The sequence below is a fragment of the Clostridium sp. BJN0013 genome (genome assembly GCF_040939125.1).
Classification (GTDB): Bacteria; Bacillota; Clostridia; order Clostridiales; family Clostridiaceae; genus Clostridium_B.
This window is the reverse complement of the sequence record NZ_CP162495.1, coordinates 3,560,581-3,580,047: the sequence shown is the minus strand read 5'-3', so window position 1 is coordinate 3,580,047 and position 19,467 is coordinate 3,560,581. Positions and strand designations below refer to the sequence as shown.

At 32.4% G+C, this 19,467-nt stretch carries 20 protein-coding genes; 14 read left to right on the top strand and 6 right to left on the bottom strand.

All coding sequences use genetic code 11. From position 1 onward, the window contains the following. Window position 1 precedes the first annotated feature (1 nt). The 4 genes from AB3K27_RS18455 to AB3K27_RS18440 all read right to left on the bottom strand — a co-directional run bounded on the left by AB3K27_RS18455 (window position 2) and on the right by AB3K27_RS18440 (window position 4,044). Window positions 2-112: a DUF2442 domain-containing protein gene (locus tag AB3K27_RS18455; RefSeq protein WP_368488809.1), complete on the bottom strand. Its 111-nt coding sequence runs from the start codon at window positions 110-112 to the stop codon at window positions 2-4. Window positions 113-206: 94 nt separating this feature from the next. After that, complete coding sequence (locus AB3K27_RS18450) at window positions 207-467, bottom strand: hypothetical protein (protein WP_368488808.1); 261 nt, start codon at window positions 465-467, stop codon at window positions 207-209. A 222-nt stretch (window positions 468-689) separates the two neighbouring features. Continuing rightward, window positions 690-2,597 (bottom strand): FtsX-like permease family protein, encoded by a 1,908-nt coding sequence (locus AB3K27_RS18445; RefSeq protein WP_368488807.1) that lies wholly within the window; start codon window positions 2,595-2,597, stop codon window positions 690-692. 220 nt (window positions 2,598-2,817) lie between these two features. Further along, window positions 2,818-4,044: an IS256 family transposase gene (locus AB3K27_RS18440; protein WP_368488806.1), complete on the bottom strand. Its 1,227-nt coding sequence runs from the start codon at window positions 4,042-4,044 to the stop codon at window positions 2,818-2,820. A 146-nt stretch (window positions 4,045-4,190) separates the two neighbouring features. Here AB3K27_RS18440 and AB3K27_RS18435 point away from each other — a divergent pair, with 146 nt between their 5' ends. From AB3K27_RS18435 to AB3K27_RS18395, 9 genes are all read left to right on the top strand, one after another. Then, complete coding sequence (locus tag AB3K27_RS18435; RefSeq protein WP_368488805.1) at window positions 4,191-4,541, top strand: transposase; 351 nt, start codon at window positions 4,191-4,193, stop codon at window positions 4,539-4,541. Between the two features lie 11 nt (window positions 4,542-4,552). Further along, window positions 4,553-5,038 carry a hypothetical protein gene (locus AB3K27_RS18430; RefSeq protein ID WP_368488804.1) on the top strand — a complete coding sequence of 162 codons (486 nt, stop codon included), beginning with the start codon at window positions 4,553-4,555 and terminating at the stop codon, window positions 5,036-5,038. 1 nt (window position 5,039) lies between these two features. Continuing rightward, window positions 5,040-5,744: a distal tail protein Dit gene (locus AB3K27_RS18425; protein WP_368488803.1), complete on the top strand. Its 705-nt coding sequence runs from the start codon at window positions 5,040-5,042 to the stop codon at window positions 5,742-5,744. Continuing rightward, the gene (locus AB3K27_RS18420) at window positions 5,744-7,564 is read left to right on the top strand and encodes a phage tail protein (RefSeq protein ID WP_368488802.1); all 1,821 of its coding nucleotides are present in this window, start codon (window positions 5,744-5,746) and stop codon (window positions 7,562-7,564) included. The genes AB3K27_RS18425 and AB3K27_RS18420 overlap by 1 nt, the downstream gene beginning before the upstream one ends. A gap of 143 nt (window positions 7,565-7,707) precedes the next feature. Beyond that, window positions 7,708-10,185, top strand: coding sequence for a hypothetical protein (locus AB3K27_RS18415; RefSeq protein WP_368488801.1), 2,478 nt, complete (start codon window positions 7,708-7,710; stop codon window positions 10,183-10,185). A gap of 36 nt (window positions 10,186-10,221) precedes the next feature. Continuing rightward, complete coding sequence (locus AB3K27_RS18410; protein WP_368488800.1) at window positions 10,222-10,350, top strand: hypothetical protein; 129 nt, start codon at window positions 10,222-10,224, stop codon at window positions 10,348-10,350. A 53-nt stretch (window positions 10,351-10,403) separates the two neighbouring features. Next, a complete protein-coding gene (locus AB3K27_RS18405; protein WP_368488799.1) occupies window positions 10,404-10,694 on the top strand; it encodes a hypothetical protein in 291 nt (96 codons plus the stop codon). A 24-nt stretch (window positions 10,695-10,718) separates the two neighbouring features. Further along, on the top strand, window positions 10,719-11,489 hold the full coding sequence (locus AB3K27_RS18400; protein WP_368488798.1) for an N-acetylmuramoyl-L-alanine amidase: 771 nt from the start codon (window positions 10,719-10,721) through the stop codon (window positions 11,487-11,489). Window positions 11,490-11,508: 19 nt separating this feature from the next. Beyond that, entirely contained in the window at window positions 11,509-11,913 is a 405-nt protein-coding gene (locus AB3K27_RS18395; RefSeq protein WP_368488797.1) for a hypothetical protein, read from the top strand. A gap of 83 nt (window positions 11,914-11,996) precedes the next feature. Here the strand turns inward: AB3K27_RS18395 and AB3K27_RS18390 are convergent, their stop codons facing one another. Next, window positions 11,997-12,404 carry a hypothetical protein gene (locus AB3K27_RS18390; RefSeq protein WP_368488796.1) on the bottom strand — a complete coding sequence of 136 codons (408 nt, stop codon included), beginning with the start codon at window positions 12,402-12,404 and terminating at the stop codon, window positions 11,997-11,999. A gap of 486 nt (window positions 12,405-12,890) precedes the next feature. On the opposite strand from AB3K27_RS18390, the gene AB3K27_RS18385 reads away from it, so the two are divergent. Together AB3K27_RS18385 and AB3K27_RS18380 are read left to right on the top strand one after the other, a co-directional pair. Beyond that, window positions 12,891-13,697 (top strand): zinc ribbon domain-containing protein, encoded by an 807-nt coding sequence (locus AB3K27_RS18385; protein ID WP_368488795.1) that lies wholly within the window; start codon window positions 12,891-12,893, stop codon window positions 13,695-13,697. A 947-nt stretch (window positions 13,698-14,644) separates the two neighbouring features. Continuing rightward, window positions 14,645-15,046: a hypothetical protein gene (locus AB3K27_RS18380; protein ID WP_368488794.1), complete on the top strand. Its 402-nt coding sequence runs from the start codon at window positions 14,645-14,647 to the stop codon at window positions 15,044-15,046. Window positions 15,047-15,355: 309 nt separating this feature from the next. Here AB3K27_RS18380 and AB3K27_RS18375 read toward each other — a convergent pair whose 3' ends face one another. Continuing rightward, window positions 15,356-16,264, bottom strand: a complete 909-nt coding sequence (locus AB3K27_RS18375) for a DUF3888 domain-containing protein (RefSeq protein ID WP_368488793.1) — start codon at window positions 16,262-16,264, stop codon at window positions 15,356-15,358. A gap of 632 nt (window positions 16,265-16,896) precedes the next feature. Between AB3K27_RS18375 and AB3K27_RS18370 the strand changes: the two genes are divergently transcribed. From AB3K27_RS18370 to AB3K27_RS18360, 3 genes are all read left to right on the top strand, one after another. Next, entirely contained in the window at window positions 16,897-17,436 is a 540-nt protein-coding gene (locus AB3K27_RS18370) for a hypothetical protein (RefSeq protein ID WP_368488792.1), read from the top strand. A gap of 491 nt (window positions 17,437-17,927) precedes the next feature. Further along, a complete protein-coding gene (locus tag AB3K27_RS18365) occupies window positions 17,928-18,263 on the top strand; it encodes a hypothetical protein (RefSeq protein WP_368488791.1) in 336 nt (111 codons plus the stop codon). Further along, entirely contained in the window at window positions 18,256-19,458 is a 1,203-nt protein-coding gene (locus tag AB3K27_RS18360) for a hypothetical protein (RefSeq protein ID WP_368488790.1), read from the top strand. The genes AB3K27_RS18365 and AB3K27_RS18360 overlap by 8 nt, the downstream gene beginning before the upstream one ends. The last annotated feature ends 9 nt before the right edge of the window (window positions 19,459-19,467 follow it).

Here is a 19,467-nt window from a genome sequence, read left to right as displayed (position 1 = left end):
CTCAAGCCCCTAAATATGGATTTATATCAAACAACCTTATCTCGCCATTCTCAAAAGTCAACAATAATTTATATTCATCCAATGTTTTAACTTCCTTAACCGATAAATACATATTATCACTCCCTACTTCAATGGTTCAATTTTAAATGGCAATTTACTATCCATAGCTTCCAATTTGGACTACCATAATTAAATATCATATCTACTTAAAAACTCCATAGTTTTTTCCCAATCTCCTTCGATTTTGCATAGTAGATATAATGCCCTCCTTCTAAAAGACAATAATTGAACTTATCATATCCCTTGAATTCCTCTAAATTTTTATTTATTACATTCGTGTATTTCCCATTATTTATATCTTTCATAGATTTAATGGAAATAAATCTAAGTATGGGCAAGTCCTTTGACATTTTAGTTTTATTCACAGTTTCACAATTCCTTAAAACCATGCTAAATTCATTTTCCATAGTTTTGTTAAAGGGATTTTGAACTCCCATTTTAACTAGGGCCTTTTTACACTCCGTTCCTTATCAGAATATACATGCATCTTTTTATTTTCAACCTCTACCAATATGCCTAAAGGTTTAACATCCTCCTTCCATGTATTTTCGGACCTGACCCACTATACACATAACTATTAACAATGCTAGTATAACAGCCCAAACTTTTTTAATATCTTTCCTGTCTTCCTAATCATTATTTTTACCTTCTTCATATACCATATTGACATAAGTATTACTTATGAAAATATAGAATAAAATCATTGCTGCTAGATATAATCCTAAAGAGATGATCAGCTGGAGGTTAAAAGAAAAATTCATTATTTGTTCTAACATCTTCATTGCAGCTATGCTGTGTAATATTGCTATACCGCCTGGTAAAATGAAGGATATTGCCACCTGCATGTACGCAGATTTTCTTACTTCCTTTTTACTCATACCTATATTTTTCAAGGTTATGTAGTGCTTTTTATCCATAAAGGCATCCTTTAATATTTTAAAATATATTGTACTAAAGGTTGAAAGCATAAATATTATAGACATTACCATACCGAGAAAATGAAATATTTCAATTACATAGTAATCCCAGGTACGCTCATTAATATAGGGATATACCGTTCCTTCAGATAAGGCTTGTCTTATATTGAATATTAATTGATTTAAATCTTCATCCCTAATTGTTTGAACACAGTTTAAAGTTTTCTCCTTAAAACCTTCCTGTATCTTTTCATATTCACTATCTTCTAATACATATATATTTTTATATCCTAATTTATCTATAACCCCGGTAAAAGGAATATCCTTTTGCACTTTTATAGAATAATCCTTATTATTTATTTCTACTTCCTTTCCCACAAGGTTAAGGGGAGATGCTAAAGTTGTAGCGCTTGATATAAAGAGAACCTCTTTTCCCTTAGGTTCAATATTATCCTGTACTTTATAATTTAAAAATTCTAAGTTCTTTTTTAAAGTTGAATAGCTTGTTATTATGGCTTCATGATTGTAATCTATTTTTTTAGGATAGTTTTTATAATTAACTTTTCCTAATATAAATTTATTTTCATTAATTCTAGCTCCTTTAATTATTTCTGCCCCTTTCTCCTTTGACTTTTCATCATAAGTTTCATAGCAAAAACTATATGGAGCTTCCTTTATAGCCTCTCTTGCTGCAATCTCCTTAAAGGATAGGCTTAATCCAAAGGCCGTTAGTGCTGCTGCACATAGTATTGCTGTCATTGCCAGATTCCTATAATTATCTTTGAGTCTAAAATACACATTAGAAATGCTTACTAATCTAACATTTTTGTATACTAATTTTTTATTTTTCATTATCTTATCACAAACTATGGACATAAAGCTTCCAAAGAAAAGGTAAGTTCCAATTGAAACACATAATAAAGCTGTCATAGAGGAAAGCATCAAGTCTATCTCCCACTTTTTGATCATTATGGCAACTAAGTACCCAGCTAAAATTAACATTAATCCTAAAATTCCTTTAAAATATCTTAAGCTTGGAAGTTCCTCTTTTTCCTTTAAAGCATTGATCATATCTATTAACTTACTCTTTTTTATTATTCTATACTTTCTGTAAGCTACTGCTGTAAAAATACATAAAAATACTAAAATTACTGTAACTATGGAATTTAATGATATTTGGAAAGGCACTGCCACATTTAAATGAATTGATTTGGTTAAAAGCATAAAAAATAGTTTAGATAATATTATTCCAAATACAAGACCGCTGGATATTGATAAGATTCCGATAAACAAGCTTTCTATGACAAATACCTGACTGATTTTTAATTGTGTAATTCCCATTAGCATATACAAGGCTGTCTCTTTCTGTCTATTTAACATAAAAAATTTGTCCGCATTAAATATAAAATATAGTACTGTACATACTAAGATAAATCCACAGGAAATGCTAGCTGTGCTTGCTGCCTGAAATCTTTCACTTATTGACATAAATGCTTCATTATTTTCTATTGATAAAAAGTTATAAAAAGCTGCAACCGATACGATGGTAATAAGCAAATAGATCTTATATAATTTTATATTGTCTTTAAAAAGCTTATAGGAAAGTTTAAAGCAATTCATCCTTTTCCCCTCCCATATTGCGAGAACATACACAGATTTGTGTAAAATAAAATAGAAATGATAAAACTAATTGGAAATTACTATAGAATACGTTTCTGTAGTAATTTTTATTTTTTAGGGAATAACTAAATAATAAGATAGTGTAGGTTTGTAATAATAGTATTGTTTGCAATAATACTATTATTATTCATTTTTATACAAAATAGTACAGGCTTTATTTTTATATATAGGGTTCAATCCTCTCTTGAAACATTATAGTCAGTTGAGCCAAGGTATTAGCCCAGTTTGGAGATGTTGATGTCCATTTGACCATTATTTGCTCCGTAGCCAGATAAAGGGCCTTAATAAGGGAATCGTCAGTAGGAAATACGGTTCTTACCTTAGTGAATTTCCTAAGCTGCCTGTTGAAACCTTCTAAAGCGTTAGTAGTATATATTATTTTTCTTATTTCTGGTGGAAAATCAAAATAAGTAGATAGATTTTCCCAGTTGTTCTTCCATGATTGTACAGCTACAGGATATTTGTCTCCCCATGTAGTTTCTAATACTTCAAGTGCCTGCATAGCCATTGTCTCATTAACTGCTTTGTATACATTTTTTAAATCCTTCATAAAAGCTTTAATATTTTTTGAGGGTATATACTTCATAGAATTTCTTATCTGATGTATTATACAATTTTGTATATTTACTTCAGGAAAGACTGCTTTTATGGCCTGTGGAAGTCCTTTGAGTCCATCCATACATGCTATTAGTATATCTTTAACTCCCCTATTTTTAAGGTCATTGCATACAGAGAGCCAGTACTTTGCACCTTCGGCCCCACCAATCCATATACCAAGTATATCTTTATGACCTTTTACATCAAGTGCCATGCATATATATGCAGCTTTACTAACGATTCTATGTTCTTCTCTTACTTTAAAATGTATAGCATCCATATATACTATTGGATAGATCTCATCCAGGGATCTATTCTGCCATGCTACAGCTGTATCCATAACCTTATCAGTAATTTTAGATATCATTGAAGGAGATATATCTATACCATAAAGTTCATCTATCTCTGATTTGATATCATCTACAGACATTTCCCTGGCATATAACCCTATAATCTTTTTATCAAGCTCATTGCAGACTGTTTCATATTTTTTCACTATTTTAGGCTCAAATTCAGCTTTCCTATCCCTTGGCACATCCACCTTAACGCCGCCAAAGCTGGTTCTAATATTTTTAGAACTATATCCGTTTCTATAATTTTTATCTTCTCCTGACAGTTTATCATATTTTTCTCTTCCAAGATGTTCTTCCATTTCTGCCTCTAAGAATTGCTGTATTATGCCTCCGAACAATCTTTGCATCAGCCCATTTTTTCCAACTAAATCTTCCATACTGCTGCATTTTTTTAATTCTTTTTTTAAGTCTATATCAGGTATTTCCAATACATTCATGATTTTCTTTCTCCTCTCTAGTAATATTTCATACTTATTATTACCATCATTACCAGTTACCCATACATTAAAATAACGTACCTTGATTTCTTTTACACAAACCTAGGTACGTTCCCCTACTTAGAAAGTGCTTAATAAAAAGAAACTTGTTTGAGGAAGGCTCTAAAAAGCCAGTAATAAGAACAGACAACGGACCTCAGTTTATAAGTCATAAATTTGATGAATGCTGTGAAGAACTTAAAATTGAACATGAGAGAATACCAGTGAAGACGCCAAATAAAAACGCACATGTAGAATCATTTCACAGAATACTTGAGGATGAGTGTTTAAAAATTAATGAATTTCAAAGCTATGTGAAAGCATACAAAATAGTAAATGAATTTATGGAATTCTACAATAATAGGAGATTACATTCAAGTTTAAGATTTATGGCTCCACATGAATTTTATAACCTTTATTTTGGAGAAAACCTAACAAATATTCAAATAAGGGCCTAAATTTAAGAGAAATGAAGAATTTATTAGATTCTGTCCAAAACGAAGGGGTTAATCCGAAATTATCTGATGCAAGTTTAGAGGCAGAAGCAGAAAAAACTCTTATGAACAGCAGCCAGCAGGAACTTGTATCTTTACTACATAGTTATGGTGAAGATTATAAACTGGAAGAGCAAGACTTAGGTACAAGATTAGTGGAAGGATTCCAAGGACCACTGACACAGCTACAGGCCATGTTTGATAATCTTAAGGCTGCTATATCCGAGGTACAAAATTCAGGAATTGTGCCTACATCTGCAAGTTTCCAAAATGCCGCAAGTTCTTTGAATTTGGCAGGTGCAGTTACCACCGGGGTACAGAGTATTAATTTGGAAGCATCCCAGCCAACTACAATAATAACTCCTGTGTATTTAGAAGGTGAACAAGTAGCAAAAATTACAACACCATACACAAGCAGAATACAGGGTAAAAATATAGCCTTGAATGGGAGGGGATTATAATATGTATAGCATAACATTTAATGGCAAACACAGCCTTAGAGATTTTGGGTTATACGCAGAAGATAAAATTATAAACGCCCCTTCTAAAAAGAAAATAACCGATAGTGTGCCCTTTATGCAAGGCCAATATGATTTTAGCACCGTAGGAAGTAACGGGGAACAGGTATTTGATGCTAGGGCGGTAACAGTTACATTGAGAATAATAGCCTATAGCGTAGAAGAATTACACATAATATATAGGCAGACTTTAGATTGGCTAATGGATTCCGGCAAACAGAAGTTACAGTTCGATTTTATGCCAGAATTTTATTTTATGGGAGAGGTACAAGATGTTCCGGACTGGGATAAATTTTTAAGATATGGACTATTAACTGTGGATTTTGTATGCGACCCATTTAAGTATTCTACTTCTTACATGGGAGACGATATTTGGGATACATTCTGTTTCTTGACCGATTACACGCAATATGCCAATACTTTTGAGATAGATGGAGAAACAACAATAATTATGTATAACAACGGAAGAATAATAACACCGGTTATAAATTGCAGTGCTGCCATGACTTTAACTTATGGTGGTAAAACCTATAGCCTAAATGCCGGAGACAATAAACCCTGGGGATTAAAATTGCAGAATGGTAGAAATGATTTAGTGTTTTCTGGTAATGGTACGGTAAGGATTTTATTTAGATGGGAAGCTTTATAATGTATAAGATATCTATTTATAACAACGGGCAGGAAATAGTTGTGCATTATCCAGACCCGGAAGCTCCTAAAGTAATAAATCCAAAACTTAATCCTAAACGAAGTCAAGCGGGAAGTGCTAGTTTTACTTTATATCCGAATAACCCAGGTTATAATTTAATAACTAGATTTGTAACCAAAGTAATTGTAACAGACGTAAGAGATAGTAGAGAGATATTCAGGGGTAGGGTATATGCAAGTACAAAAGGTATGAGTAATGATGGACTTTTATCTAAAGATGTAATATGTGAGGGGGAAATGAATTACCTGCATGACACCAGGGTGGAAAGCGTAATATATGAGGACAAAACCCCGCAGGAGGTTATAACGGAATTTTTAAATGCACATAACAATTCTGGTATTGAAAATTATAAAAAAGTCTATCCAGGCATTATAAATGTTGAGGACTGGCTCTTTTTTACATCTGACTTTGAAACAACGCTAGAAGCAATACAGAAATATGTGGTCAATGAAAATAAAGGGGTACTCCAGTTTAGAACAGAAAATGGAGTTAATTATTTGGACTATTTGAGTAATGCCCCTGTTGATAAAATTGTAGAGGTTAATTTAGGAGAGAACTTAAAGAGCTTGAGTGTAGATGATAGCTCTGTTTTTGGCACCAGGATTATTCCGGTGGGGGCAAATGGTCTTACAATAGAAAATGTGAATGATGGTAAAAACTATCTGGAAGACTCTGTTGCAGTAGCTAAGTATGGAATTATTTATCAAAAGGCTGATTACAGTGATATCGAGGACGACCAACAGCTAAAAACAGAGTGTCAGGCAGACCTAAGTCAATATACGCAGCCTGCCGGTTCTTTAGATATATCCGTGCTTGATTTAAGTACCTTAACTGGTATTCCGGCAGATAATATAGACATTACAACATCTATACATGCTATATGTCCTTTACTTGGTGTAGATGATATATATAAAGTAGCTGAAATGGAAGTGGATTTATCCCAACCATGGAATCCAACCCTTACATTATCGAATAAACCAGAGAAATTAGAGAGCGCTATAAATGATATACAATCCAATAACATTACAAGGATGGCTACCTACGGGGGTGTACAACTAGGTTATAGATATGGTCTTAGGGTTGTAAGCCACGACAAGTCTGTAGAAATACTTATAAACGGGCAGGAAGGATTAAAGATAACTAAAGATAGCAAGCAAGTATTTTACTTAGATGTAGACGGTAATGTAAATATTGTAGATGGCTATATAAAGTTAACTAGGGGAGATATTACCATAAATATAGACCCACAAGTTGGGATAGAGATTAAAAAAAGCAATACTAAAATATTCTATGTAGATTTACAGGGAAATCTAGTAATGGATGGTATACAACAGATAACTAAGAATGGCAATGTAATTATAGAAAACACATTTAACGAGTATGGGGGACTTACTAATATCCGTGATATAGACGGTAATTTAGTCCTTAAGCTCGGTGTGGAGGCAGGTACTTCTGATAATGTTGGAGCTACCTTAATTGGATATAATAAAGGTGATGGCAAACCAAGGTTTCAATTAGGAATAGATAAGGAAAAAGATTGTGGAGTTATAAATCTTTTAGATAGCAACGGTAAAGTTAGGGCGGCAGTATATGCCGATAGTAATAATGGCCCTGGCTTTTTTGTTTTGGATGAAAGTGGTCATACCCAAACTTTTATAAGACAAGATTCGGGGAAAATTAATAGCGAAACTATTGCTACTCAAAGTTGGGTAGAACAATATGTGGCTGAATATATAGCAGATAACATGCCTTCAAGTTAAAAGAATTTAATAAGCAAAATTAGGGAAAACTACCTTTAAGTAATTATTTAACGGGTGGTTTTATGTTTTATAAGAGAAAGTATATATTAATTCCTATCCTTTGCTTATTAATTATTACATTAATATGTAGAGGGAGTGATGATGTGGCGAGTATAAGCACTATAGTTCAATCCATAAGGCAAGCTGTGTTTGGTAAAGACGTTAGAGAAAGCATAGCTTCAGGAATTGAAGCTATAAGTGATCAGCAAGATTCATACGAACAGAGTTTGATTAATAGGCAGAATAGTTATGAACAAGAGATAACTGGAAGACAAGGCAATGTAGAAACAAGACAAACAAATTTGGAGAATACCTTCAATCAAGAAATTGCAAATCAAAGTGTAGAAGACCCCTCCAATATGGAAACAGTGGCAGCTAGAACAGATACTGTAAACAATGTAACCTATGGTACTTTGCAAGAAAGATTAGATATTCATGCATTACAATTGACAGATAAAGCAGAAAAAAATTTTGTATATTATGATGATTATATAAAAGAATCTGATAATGATGATGCAATAGGGATAAAAAAAGCACACGACTATGCAAATGCAAATAATTTACCAGTAAAAGCTAATCCTGAAAGAATTTACACACTAAAATCTGGAGGTATTGTAGTAAAAACGAATACTGATGGTTGTGGTGCAAAATTTATATTTGATGAAACATCTATTTCAAGTAGTACAACTGTATTTTCGATTGAAAATTATCAATCTATTGAACAATTTTCACTAACAAGTTTATTAAAAAAAGATATGACAATACAATGCCCCCCAGGCAATGGATATGTTTATGTCCAAGGTGATAGTGATTCTGAAAAAGTATTTATTCGTAAAGGTGTGCATGAAGATACTGGACAATATAAAACTGATATCTTTCGTGTTGAAAATGGAAATATAATAGACGATTTAAGATTTGATATTTCAAGTGTAGGTAGTGCATCATTTACATTACTTAAACCTACATCTATTACATTTAAAAATTTTGTAATAGAAACTCTATTAAGGGAGCCTACTACAAATGTCGATGAATATAACAATATGAATATCACAGTGACTGGCGGTAATATTACCATTGAAAACATTGAACATTATTTTAATGATGATGATTTAGTTTATGGTTATTCAAGCAGTGGGCTTTTTATTGTAAATAAATGCGTAAATTTAGATATCAAGGGTTGTAAACTGCAACCCCATAAATACTTCAATAGTTTAGGAAGTTATGAATTATTAATATCCTATTGTTGCAATTTAAAAATCGATAATGTTATTATTTCAGATATTAATAATACAACAAAATGGGGTTGGATTGATACAAATTGTATAAAAGATGTAATTGTAAGTAATTCTAAAATTAATAGATTTGATAGTCATATGGGAGTATATGGCTTAATAATAGATAATTGTAAAATAGGTCATCAAGGAGTTAATCTTATTGGAAAAAATGCAGAAATACGTAATTGTAAAATCTATTCCTCTCCTATTGTGAATTTACGGTCGGATTATGGTAGTAATTTTGAAGGGTATTTAAAATTATCCAATATAGATTGGTATTTATTAGAACCAGCTTCATCGGTTATTTCTGCCGTGAATACGGGAGATCATGACTTTGGGTATGATTGTCATTATCCAGAAGTTACGATCGATGGTCTTGCTATACATGATGCTAATATAACATATTCATCTGAACCAATTTCATTATTACTTAACTATTCATCCAATATAGGTTCAATTTCTTCAGTTGAATATCCTTACTTATTTCCTGATTCTCTTACTTATAAAAATATTACAACTGATTCGGGATATGGGGTTTCTATTTTAGGAACAGCAACTAATATAATGCTTGGAGAATCAGATAATGATATATCTGCAATGAAAACTAATTTAGATATAAACATAGACAATGTTGAATTAGTAAAATATGATAACTTATTACAACAAGTTAATTTATTTGCAGCTGGTGGGTATTCAACGGTTTCTCAATCGTCTTATACGAGTGATGCTATTCGTTACAATAAAAGGAAATTGCCATTTTTTAAAATAAAAAATTGTAAGGATTTGTCCTTATATTTCGCTAATGTTCCATGTAAACTTACAATTGAAGATAGTACAATAAGAGAATTTAATTGTTCGTCTTATTGTAACTATGAAATTTATAGATCCATATTTCAGAATGATACTCTTACAAGTTCTTTCGTGATAGTTTCTGGAACTATTAAGAATGGAACATTTTATGGTTGTGTATTTTCGTTACCTAGTGCGCAAACTGTATCGTTTAATAATTACAAAATATCATACAGTTTTCTAAATATGTACGATGCCACAGCACCGGTAATGCTCTTAAGTTTTAATGCTATTAACTGCAGCCTTAAAGATAGTTCCGCTTATCCGGATTTATCAACGTATGGTTTATATTTTCCAAGAGATTTTAAAAATGTGTGCCAATCGTCAGTTTATAGGAAAAAAGGTGGTACATCACTAAGACCAATCAGTGCAAGAGAGAGTGTAACATACTTCGATACAGATACAAATACTTTTTATATATATGTCAATAGCGAATGGAAAGTATCTGCTTTGACTTAATTGGTAGAAATATAATCAAGAAAAGAGGTGATTAAATTGAAAATAACTCCAACTAAAGGAAATAAGGGATTTGTATTAAAAAATATTTTTATTGATAAAAATAAAATAGTAGCAAATAAAAATTCTGTTATATCAAATTGCCATTTTGATACAACAAGAAATTAAGGACTTTGAAGAAATTCAAGGCTCTTTTTAATACTTAAAACCGGAGGTGCAACATGGAAAATAGCTGCAAGGACTGTGTATATGTAACGAATCTAAAGCAAGGAGTTGATGAATTAAAAAGTGATGTTAAAGATGTGGATAGAAGGGTAGTGGAGATGGAGGTAGGGGCAGGGGAAACAAAAGAACAGGTTAAAACAATATTTAATATGCTTACTAAAATAGAAAAAAGTGTAGATGAAATTAATAAGTCAAAAAATAAATTCATCACAGGAATAGCAAGTGGCGTAGCCGTTACGGTTATAGCTGCTTTTTTATTGCAAGCATTTAAGGTATTTCACTGGTAAATAAAAATGAAAGGGAGTAATAACATGATAATCACTTACGATTTTGGTCATGGCACCGGGCAAGACAGGGGCGCATCTGGTTATAGGAATGAGGAGAAAGATTGCAGAGAATATGGAGCATTGGCCATAAAGAAATTACAGTCTCTAGGACATACTTGTTATGATTGTACACCAGCATCTAGTCCAGCCTTAACTTTAGGACAGAGCCTTGCCTATAGGGTAAATAAGGCTAATTCTATAGGCTCTCAATTACACTTGTGTATGCACGTTAATGCTTTCCAGACTGACAAAGCTACAGGATGTGAAGTAGAATATGCCAGTGCCGCAGGACAGGCTTATGCAGATAGAGTGTCATCTGAAATTTCTACAGCTTTGGGATTAACTAACAGAGGAGCTAAAAGTCAACCAGGTCTGTATGTATTGAAATATACAAACATGGTAGCAATTCTTATAGAGCCATTTTTCTGTGATAATAAGGCGGATTGCGACAAATACAATGTCGAAAAACTGGCAACAGCTATTGTAAAAGGAATCACTGGAATAGATACATCTACACAGACTAATGCATCTACCCAACCAATAGTACAAACAGCTCCAACCTATGAGGAAACTGTACCTACAGGGCCAAATATTTGGCAGGTACCAGGTATGCCTTTTTATATTGAATTAAGGGCAGACGGAGATATGGCCATTCACTTAGATAGAGGAAATTATATTGTTATTCGTAAGGGTGGAGCGCCAGAGGTATATTGGAATAATAACCAGGGGGCTGGTGGATCTAAGAGATTATTTTAATTTTAGGAGGTAAATAAAAATGGAAAATATAACAAGTATAATTACAAGTGGAGTTTTAAGTATTCTAGGGGCTTTAGCCTCTTATTTTATTACAATTGGTGTAGCATATTTAAAGAAGAAAAGAGAGGCTCTTATAAAGCAAATAGGAGTGGATCAGTATAATGAAGATTATAAACTTGCACAGGATATTTATTATGGAGTAGAGCAACAATTCAAATTCATTCCAGCAGCAGGGGAACAGAAAAGGAAGGAATTTGACAAGCTTTTAATTGAGAAGATTCCAGGAATATCTCAAGAGGAACTTGACCATTTTAGAGAGGCTATTTGCGGTAAAATTAATACAGAAGTTAAGGAAAATAAGTTATTGGCTCCTGCGTTTAATCCTAATACAGATAGTGCAGATGTGGTAAATAAAACAGTGTAAGTTAACTCTAGCGGCCTGTTAAGACCACTATATTTTATAAAGAGTGCAATTGAGCACTCTTTATAATTTCTTTAGTATATAATTTATACTTGATGCATCATATGATGCATGAGGGACATTTCAACAATTTTACTTAAATATTCCCTTGCTTGATTTATTGACATGCCGCAGTTTGTTAATGTCTTTAACATATCAGGATGGTGCTGCTCGAACATCATTACAATCTCTTGTACATCTAATTTCATTTTTTCCATATCTTTTTTTGACATATCCATCATATCCGGCATTTCTTGTTTCATGCCTGATTTCTTCTCCATAGAGGGCATTGTACTTCCTTTATTAATTTTGTTTTCTTTAAATTTTTCTTCCCCCTTGAATAAAGGTTTAGGTTCTTTGCGCATCACAGGCGGATACATAGTTCTGTTAGCCATCATACAGTAACAACACATTGGTGGTGTTGTTTCTAATGGTGGATACAGGTATTTATACATGAAAAGCCTCCAATAAAATTTTTCTCACAATAGTATACTATTCAAAAAACTGTTATTTGGAATGTTTACGTTTCGATTTTTCTTGATACATCTCTTAACCTTAAAAGTAAATTTCTATAATAAAAGCCCTGGCAGCACCAGAGCTTTTATGAATTATGGTAAAAACATATTGAGTGAGATAATAAAACATTTATAGGAATAGTATTATTATATCCAATTTACTATATTTAAAACAATAAAAATTATTTACAATATATGTAAAATAGTATATTATATTATATATTTATGAGGTTAACATTCCTAATTAATTCGTTATAACCTAACATAAGCTTAATTCTTCCAAATTTACACTCCAAATAGTAAATTTATTTAAAGTCTACTAGAGATCTTTCTGGTAGGCTTTACTTTTACGTCTAAATATGGACAAACTGTTACTATATTGTTACAATATAATTACAATATACATAAATAGGGGAGGAGTATATATTGGAAAATAAGAATATGACAAAATGTAAAGCCTGTGGTGCAGATATTGCGAAGAGTGTTAAAAAGTGTCCGCATTGTGGAGAAGACCAGAGAAACTTTTTCATTCGACATAAGATATTAAGTGTAATATTAATAATTATAGTTATAGGATTAGTAAAAGCCGCAAGTTCAGGAGATAGTAAGCCTACTAATACAGCAAATAAAAATACAAGTAGCAATACTGCTAGCACAAGGACTTCAACTGATAGCAATACGGATAAATCAACCACTGAAGTTAAACAAAGGCAAGTCCTAGGGAAGGCCACCGACTTAGGAGCAGGTACATTTACAGTAGGTAAGGACATAGAAGAAGGATTGTATGACGCAACTCCAACTGATGGAGCTGGGAATTTTATAATTCAAAATGCAACTCAACCAGATTTATCTGTTAATGAGATTTTGGGTGATGCGAACAACATGGGTATTTCTAAAGTGAGAGTTAAACTTGTAAAAGATGAACAAATACAGTTAGCTAGTATAAATAACACACATTTTGAGCCTGTCACAGCAGCCTTTGTAACAGAGCATAAAGCAATATCACTCTATAGTGGGAGATGGGTAGTAGGAGAAGATGTTGGTAACGGCAGGTATATAGCAACGCCTACAAGTGGAGCTGGAAATTTTATAGTTTATGATAAAATGGGAATACCTAAGGTAAATGAAATTTTAGGTGATGGTGGAGTGCAACAAGTAACTATAAATTTGGATGATGGGGATGTAATTACAGTAATGTCATTGAATCAAGTTGATTTAGCGCCACAAAATTAATAAGCACTTATAATAATATTAGTATTAAAACCTCCAGGTAAAATAAAGCTGGAGGTTTTGTTTTGAGTTAGACAGTCTATAAATAATTTACAGTGGGATAAATAGTATATATATATATATATTAATGTAGGAACTCCAGCTTTATTTTAGCTGGAGTATATTTTTCATTTATGTAATATTTCATGCCTATAATTTTTTATGTTAATTGTGGACTTGATTGGTGGAGGCGAGGGGAGTCGAACCCCTGTCCGAAAGACCGCCATTGCAGTTCTCAACCCAGCATTATCAATGTGTTTCACAGTTTTATATTAAAAGTCCTTATCGGAGTGTCTGATTTTTACTGCTATTTACATTATAGCATAAGAGAGTTGAAAGTAACATACCAGAAAATATTGGTTATACCGAAGATAGTTACAATGCAACCAAATGTAACCAAAATAAAACATACCAATTGATAATCTATTGATAATACTACTTTTCACGTTATAAATTATCTTTCACGTTGCAGGATGTTTTTACCTCTTTTATCTGAACTATATCCAGTTTACAAGGGGTTCTTCCCACATTGCCTATTCTTCAATTTCACAATATTCTCTCTGTAAGACTGCGAATAATCAATCCTAAACCTTGTTATGACCTCTGGATATAAGTTACCTGTGAAAGCCACTGTTCTTGAGGGGCTTTAAAATGAGTTTTAAAGAGGGAAGACAAAATTAAGCCATTCTATGTAAAACACCCCCAATACATCCACCAATTCACAAATCACAAACACAAATAAATAAAAAAGCCTATATGATATATGGAATCTCATTGAGTTCCTTGGAAACAAAAACAGATAAATGATATGACATAGGTAAGTGTAACGAAGTCATTGTTTGTTTTAGATGGTGCTTTTAAGATTACAGGAGAAGGGTTTATAGAACGATAGAAAGATAATCTTTTTTCGGTTGGAACTGTGGGATAGCAAGAAGAGATGTGAACAGTGCTATCAAGATGATAGTACCGAGAGGGTAGTAAAAACAGGTGTAAAGGTAGATGGTATAGGTACCTTCCTCGTTGGGGCAAGATGTCTCCACAAAAAAGCAAGAGGATACTCCAATATAAATATGAGTGGTGCTGATTACTATGAAGTTGATAAGCTAGCAATTGTCAAAATCATTCAAAGACATGAAGACGAACTTGTTCCAGATGGAGCAGTAAAAATTAAGGGTAAAGAGTTTCATGAACAGTATAGTCAAGATGACGAGACTGTGAAAATCATTCAAACAGGAATAATGATTGATGGATGGAGTTCCTACACTAGAGAAAGAAAAACTCGGAGAAATAAAAGGGTCGCCTACAGGCTGTAGACGAGCTAGATAAAGCAGGATATTAATACATAGGTGCAATTTTGAACTCATCTGATTTCTTCTAAGGGAATATAAAAGTTTTAGAGTACGGCTCAAGTTTGGGCAGTCAAAACCAAAGTCTATATTCAACATTTAGAAAATGGAAAGTCCCGTTTTTGGGATTTTTTTCATATCAAGTACCTATAAAACAGGATGAAGTTGGTAAGTATAGAAACTCAATATAAAAAAATTAGATGGGCGGAATTTTCCGCTGGAACTCAGGTCATCAAATACAATATGATGGAACAATAAAAGAATATTACCTATTCTCTAATTAATTATACTACTCTTTTTAAAGCTGGTAAGAGTAGTGCAGTTATCTCCTTTATCGGTTTTTGCACAAATTCCATACCATATATCATTTGGGTAATCCTTTTTTATTATTTGGTCAAAATAGTATATTGTTGATGGGAGAAAGGCATTGGGATTAGAATACACATCATATACAGTATCTATTATTTTCTCGCCATTATACTCTAAATCATATAATTTATTAGCCCATATAACTCCATGCTCACTAGCGTATTTAACAATGCGAATTTTAACTGGTTTTCTATCTTTAATATTCTTAATAAAGTCCTCTAGTTTATCAATATTATAAATTTCAGTATGATATTGTGTCGTATCTGATGATAAGTTGGAAGAAGTAATTTCTACAAAGTTTCCTTGTTTTATCGCTTTTTCAAAATATAAAGATTTATTATTCAAGATATCATTTTTCTTAATAATATTTTGATAATGCGATGGTAAATCGTAATTTTTGATATGCTCAAAACTATTGACTTCAACATCACCCGCTCCATTTACTGTAATTGTAATACGGTCAACACCTACCCCAAGATGTGGCCCAACATATGGTTTTACCTGTATTTTAAGAACAAAAACAAATGTACGATAACCATTAGGTCTCTCAGCACTTAAAATATCAATTGCCCAAGGGTCAACTGTGGGTATATCAGTTAGAAATTTTGTATAATAATCCTCTACCGATTTCTGTATATATGGCGAAAGTAGCGAGAATGAAATATCTTGATATAGTTCTTCTCTTGATTGTTCTGGTGACTTATATAGTATGTTATCACCATATATTTTATTAGCTGACACAAAAGTAAAACATGGAAGTTGTAAGCATAAAATTAAAGCTATCAAGATTGGGATACTCTTATAATTTTTTTTCATTATCATCACTCTCATAAATATTCTTACTACTTATTATCCCCAAAAACAATTTTTATCTTCTGGCAATGTGTTTAAGCATTGTATTTATATGGAATACCAAAAATGTATTTCAAAAGGGTGTACCTCTTTTCAGATAACTTCATAAACTGCCCAAATCACACTTCTCACACACGAGACACATATTTCTCACAATATTGCCAATATTTCCGTAATTCGTGTTCATACGGTGTAAATCCAGTTATATGAAAAATTTATAAAAATAGGGACTAAAATACTAAGTCATTACAGCTAGTTCCGTGAAACACACATTAAAAAAACTAAGATATGGAGTCACACGCCAGTCTCACTATTGTTTGAATACTCAGACAATCATTCCCAAGGAAATAAACAGTAAAAACAGGAGGGAGGTATAACTTTCCTCTTATTTTTTTGTCACAAAATTAATTTTTCTCCTACATGGTTAGTGTTAAACAAAGTGAAGTTGACGAGCGAAAAACAAGGAGGTATGAGCATGGGTTAATAAAAATACTTAAATTCAACAATATTCCATGTCACAAAATAAAGTTTTTACCTACATGATTAATGAGAAACAAAATAAAATACCGGCGGGTAGGAACGCAGGAGGAAATAAAATGATGATGTATAAAATTAAATTAGAAAGAGAAATAAGACCAGAGGATAAAGAAAAATTTATATGTGTTACAGCTCACGAGTATGACTATGAAGAAGATTGTTATGAACGTATGGATTTTATATACATTAAAGATATATTTTCTAAAAAGTTACCACACGATATTAACTATCTTGTTATTCAGCAAATTTATGACCAACTTTTCAATCCAACAAAAAAAGTTTTAAAAGCAACAAAAAAGAAATTGAAAACTGCCACTACTTACTTGGCGGAACACGAAAACTTATGTCAGGATACTCTATTGTCATACGCTAGAAAGATAGCTTTACTAAGTAGAGAAGTTAAAGATAAAGAGGCACAGTTGTATAAATATAAGTATTGTATAAAGACACTTTATTATACTATGCCTGAAGATGTTTACAATAAAATCCAGATAGAAAAAACAAACCATCAAATACAATATTTAAAAGATGAGTTAAATTTTCAAAAACAAATATTAAAACAAAATAAGGCTAGTTCTAAAGTTAACAACAAGTTATAAGGACAAGATAAGCCACAGATTAATTTCCGTGGCTTCTTCTATTTTTCAAGTAACCATAGATATTGCTATGAGAACTATTATCCTGCCACTAGTGTTACAAACTGGTTAGGAGGTATCCTTAACAATCCTCGTAGTCCTGTTACTACGTACCAGTCCTACTACCTATTTTTGTAATTAAATAAGGAGTTTTTTATAGATTTACAAAGATGAGTAGGAGAGCCGAGTGATAACGAGGTGAATCCAACAACCGAAGCGTAGCGAAGGGCGTTAGTTAACAGTTATTAGTGGTTATGTTGATATATACCTTTCTTTAAGGGATTACTTGTGAAACCCAGCGATAGAGCCATTTTAAAATTGTTTTGGAACTTTTTTTTACAGAAAAGTGGCAAAGGTATATTTATCATGTCTATGAATCTGCGAAGAATCCGCAAAAGGTTTAGTTAGATAGTGTTAAAAGATTACTAAGTATAGGTAGTAAAAGATAAAGGTACATGGATAGTAAGGTAGGAGCAGTAGGACATGAAAATACTGCTTACTTTAAATATTCGGGGGTATCTGTTATGGGAAAGGAAAGCTTATTAGAGAGAGCTAGCTTTGAATTGGGAAATTTTGAGCTGAGATTATTTGTTTATGCCCTAAGCAATGGCGGTACTGTTGTCCTAAACAAGAAAACAATGTGTGCTTTAACTTCTACAAAAATAAATAATGTGAACAAGCAATTGAAGACACTGGATTTTAAGGGAATAGCGGAATTAGATTTAATAGAGGGTACTGTGTTTACTTTGAGAGTTGTTAAACAGCTTGAGGGAGGTATTGCAAATGTCTAAAATCACTGTAATAGACTCAATAATGGGAACTGGCAAGACAAGCTGGGCAATTCAATATATGGGCGAAGCACCTTTGTTAGAGAAGTTCATCTATATAACACCATTTTTGTCAGAGGTAGAAAGAGTTAAAACTTCTTTATCTGACATGAATTTTAAAGAGCCTTCCGTTAAGAATAGAAAGGGGAGCAAACTTGAAGGATTAAAGCAGTTACTTTCCAAAGGAGAAAACATAGTATCAACCCATGCACTGTTTAAAAGATGTGATGAAGAAGTTATAGAGTTATTACAAAAAACAGGCTATACGTTGATATTAGACGAAGTAGCTGATGTTGTGGAACAGTTTGAAATTGTAGAGGAAGATATTAGCATACTATTTAAAAGCCAGACAATTATTGAAGATGATAAGAAGTGGATTAAGTGGGTTGGAACTGGCAGGTCTTATAATGGTGGACTTAAAGATACTATGGAAGCCTGTTTTTTAAATAATGTATACCACTATGGCAAAAAATTCTATATATGGACATTTCCAATACAGATATTTAATTCCTTTGATAATGTATTCATACTCACATATATGTTTGAAGGAAGTTTACAAAAATATTACTTTGATATTTTTAGCACTGAATACACGTATAAATCCGTTACAAAAGTAAGAGATAGATACGAACTAACTGAATACAAAAAACATATTGATTTGATATCTATTGCCGAATTACTTCAAATCTATGAGGGAAAATTAAATGATTGTGGTAAAGGCGAATACACTTTCTCTGCTACAGATTTAAAAAGGCTAAAGAATAAGCCAGTACTATTAAGGTTAGTACAGAATAATATGTCAAACTATTTTAAACATATATTGAATAGCAAATCAAATGAGAATATGTGGACAACATTTAAAGACACTCAGAACTCTCTAAAAGGTAAAGGATATACTAAGGGTTTTGTTCCAGTTAATTCTAGAGCCACTAATGAATTTAAGGATAGAACAGCATTGGCATATATAGCCAATAGATTTACACAGCCACATATTAAGCAATTCTTTAAGGCTCACGATATAGAAATCAATGAGGATAAGATAGCCTTGTCCGAATTAGTACAATGGATTTTCAGAAGTGCTATAAGAGAAGGCAAAGAAATCAACCTTTATATTCCAAGTGAAAGAATGAGGGGTCTGTTAAAAGGCTGGTTAAGCTAAAAACGGAGG

Bases quoted from the DNA above. Each gene is read 5' to 3' on its own strand.
- AB3K27_RS18370 (WP_368488792.1), top strand. From the start codon at position 16,897: ATGATGATGTATAAAATTAAATTAGAAAGAGAAATAAGACCAGAGGAT.
- AB3K27_RS18395 (WP_368488797.1), top strand. From the start codon at position 11,509: ATGGAAAATATAACAAGTATAATTACAAGTGGAGTTTTAAGTATTCTA.
- AB3K27_RS18445 (WP_368488807.1), bottom strand. From the start codon at position 2,597: ATGAATTGCTTTAAACTTTCCTATAAGCTTTTTAAAGACAATATAAAA.
- AB3K27_RS18440 (WP_368488806.1), bottom strand. From the start codon at position 4,044: ATGAATGTATTGGAAATACCTGATATAGACTTAAAAAAAGAATTAAAA.
- AB3K27_RS18360 (WP_368488790.1), top strand. From the start codon at position 18,256: ATGTCTAAAATCACTGTAATAGACTCAATAATGGGAACTGGCAAGACA.
- AB3K27_RS18400 (WP_368488798.1), top strand. From the start codon at position 10,719: ATGATAATCACTTACGATTTTGGTCATGGCACCGGGCAAGACAGGGGC.
- AB3K27_RS18365 (WP_368488791.1), top strand. From the start codon at position 17,928: ATGGATAGTAAGGTAGGAGCAGTAGGACATGAAAATACTGCTTACTTT.
- AB3K27_RS18375 (WP_368488793.1), bottom strand. From the start codon at position 16,264: ATGAAAAAAAATTATAAGAGTATCCCAATCTTGATAGCTTTAATTTTA.
- AB3K27_RS18425 (WP_368488803.1), top strand. From the start codon at position 5,040: ATGTATAGCATAACATTTAATGGCAAACACAGCCTTAGAGATTTTGGG.
- AB3K27_RS18420 (WP_368488802.1), top strand. From the start codon at position 5,744: ATGTATAAGATATCTATTTATAACAACGGGCAGGAAATAGTTGTGCAT.
- AB3K27_RS18455 (WP_368488809.1), bottom strand. From the start codon at position 112: ATGTATTTATCGGTTAAGGAAGTTAAAACATTGGATGAATATAAATTA.
- AB3K27_RS18405 (WP_368488799.1), top strand. From the start codon at position 10,404: ATGGAAAATAGCTGCAAGGACTGTGTATATGTAACGAATCTAAAGCAA.
- AB3K27_RS18430 (WP_368488804.1), top strand. From the start codon at position 4,553: ATGAAGAATTTATTAGATTCTGTCCAAAACGAAGGGGTTAATCCGAAA.
- AB3K27_RS18390 (WP_368488796.1), bottom strand. From the start codon at position 12,404: ATGTATAAATACCTGTATCCACCATTAGAAACAACACCACCAATGTGT.
- AB3K27_RS18450 (WP_368488808.1), bottom strand. From the start codon at position 467: ATGGAAAATGAATTTAGCATGGTTTTAAGGAATTGTGAAACTGTGAAT.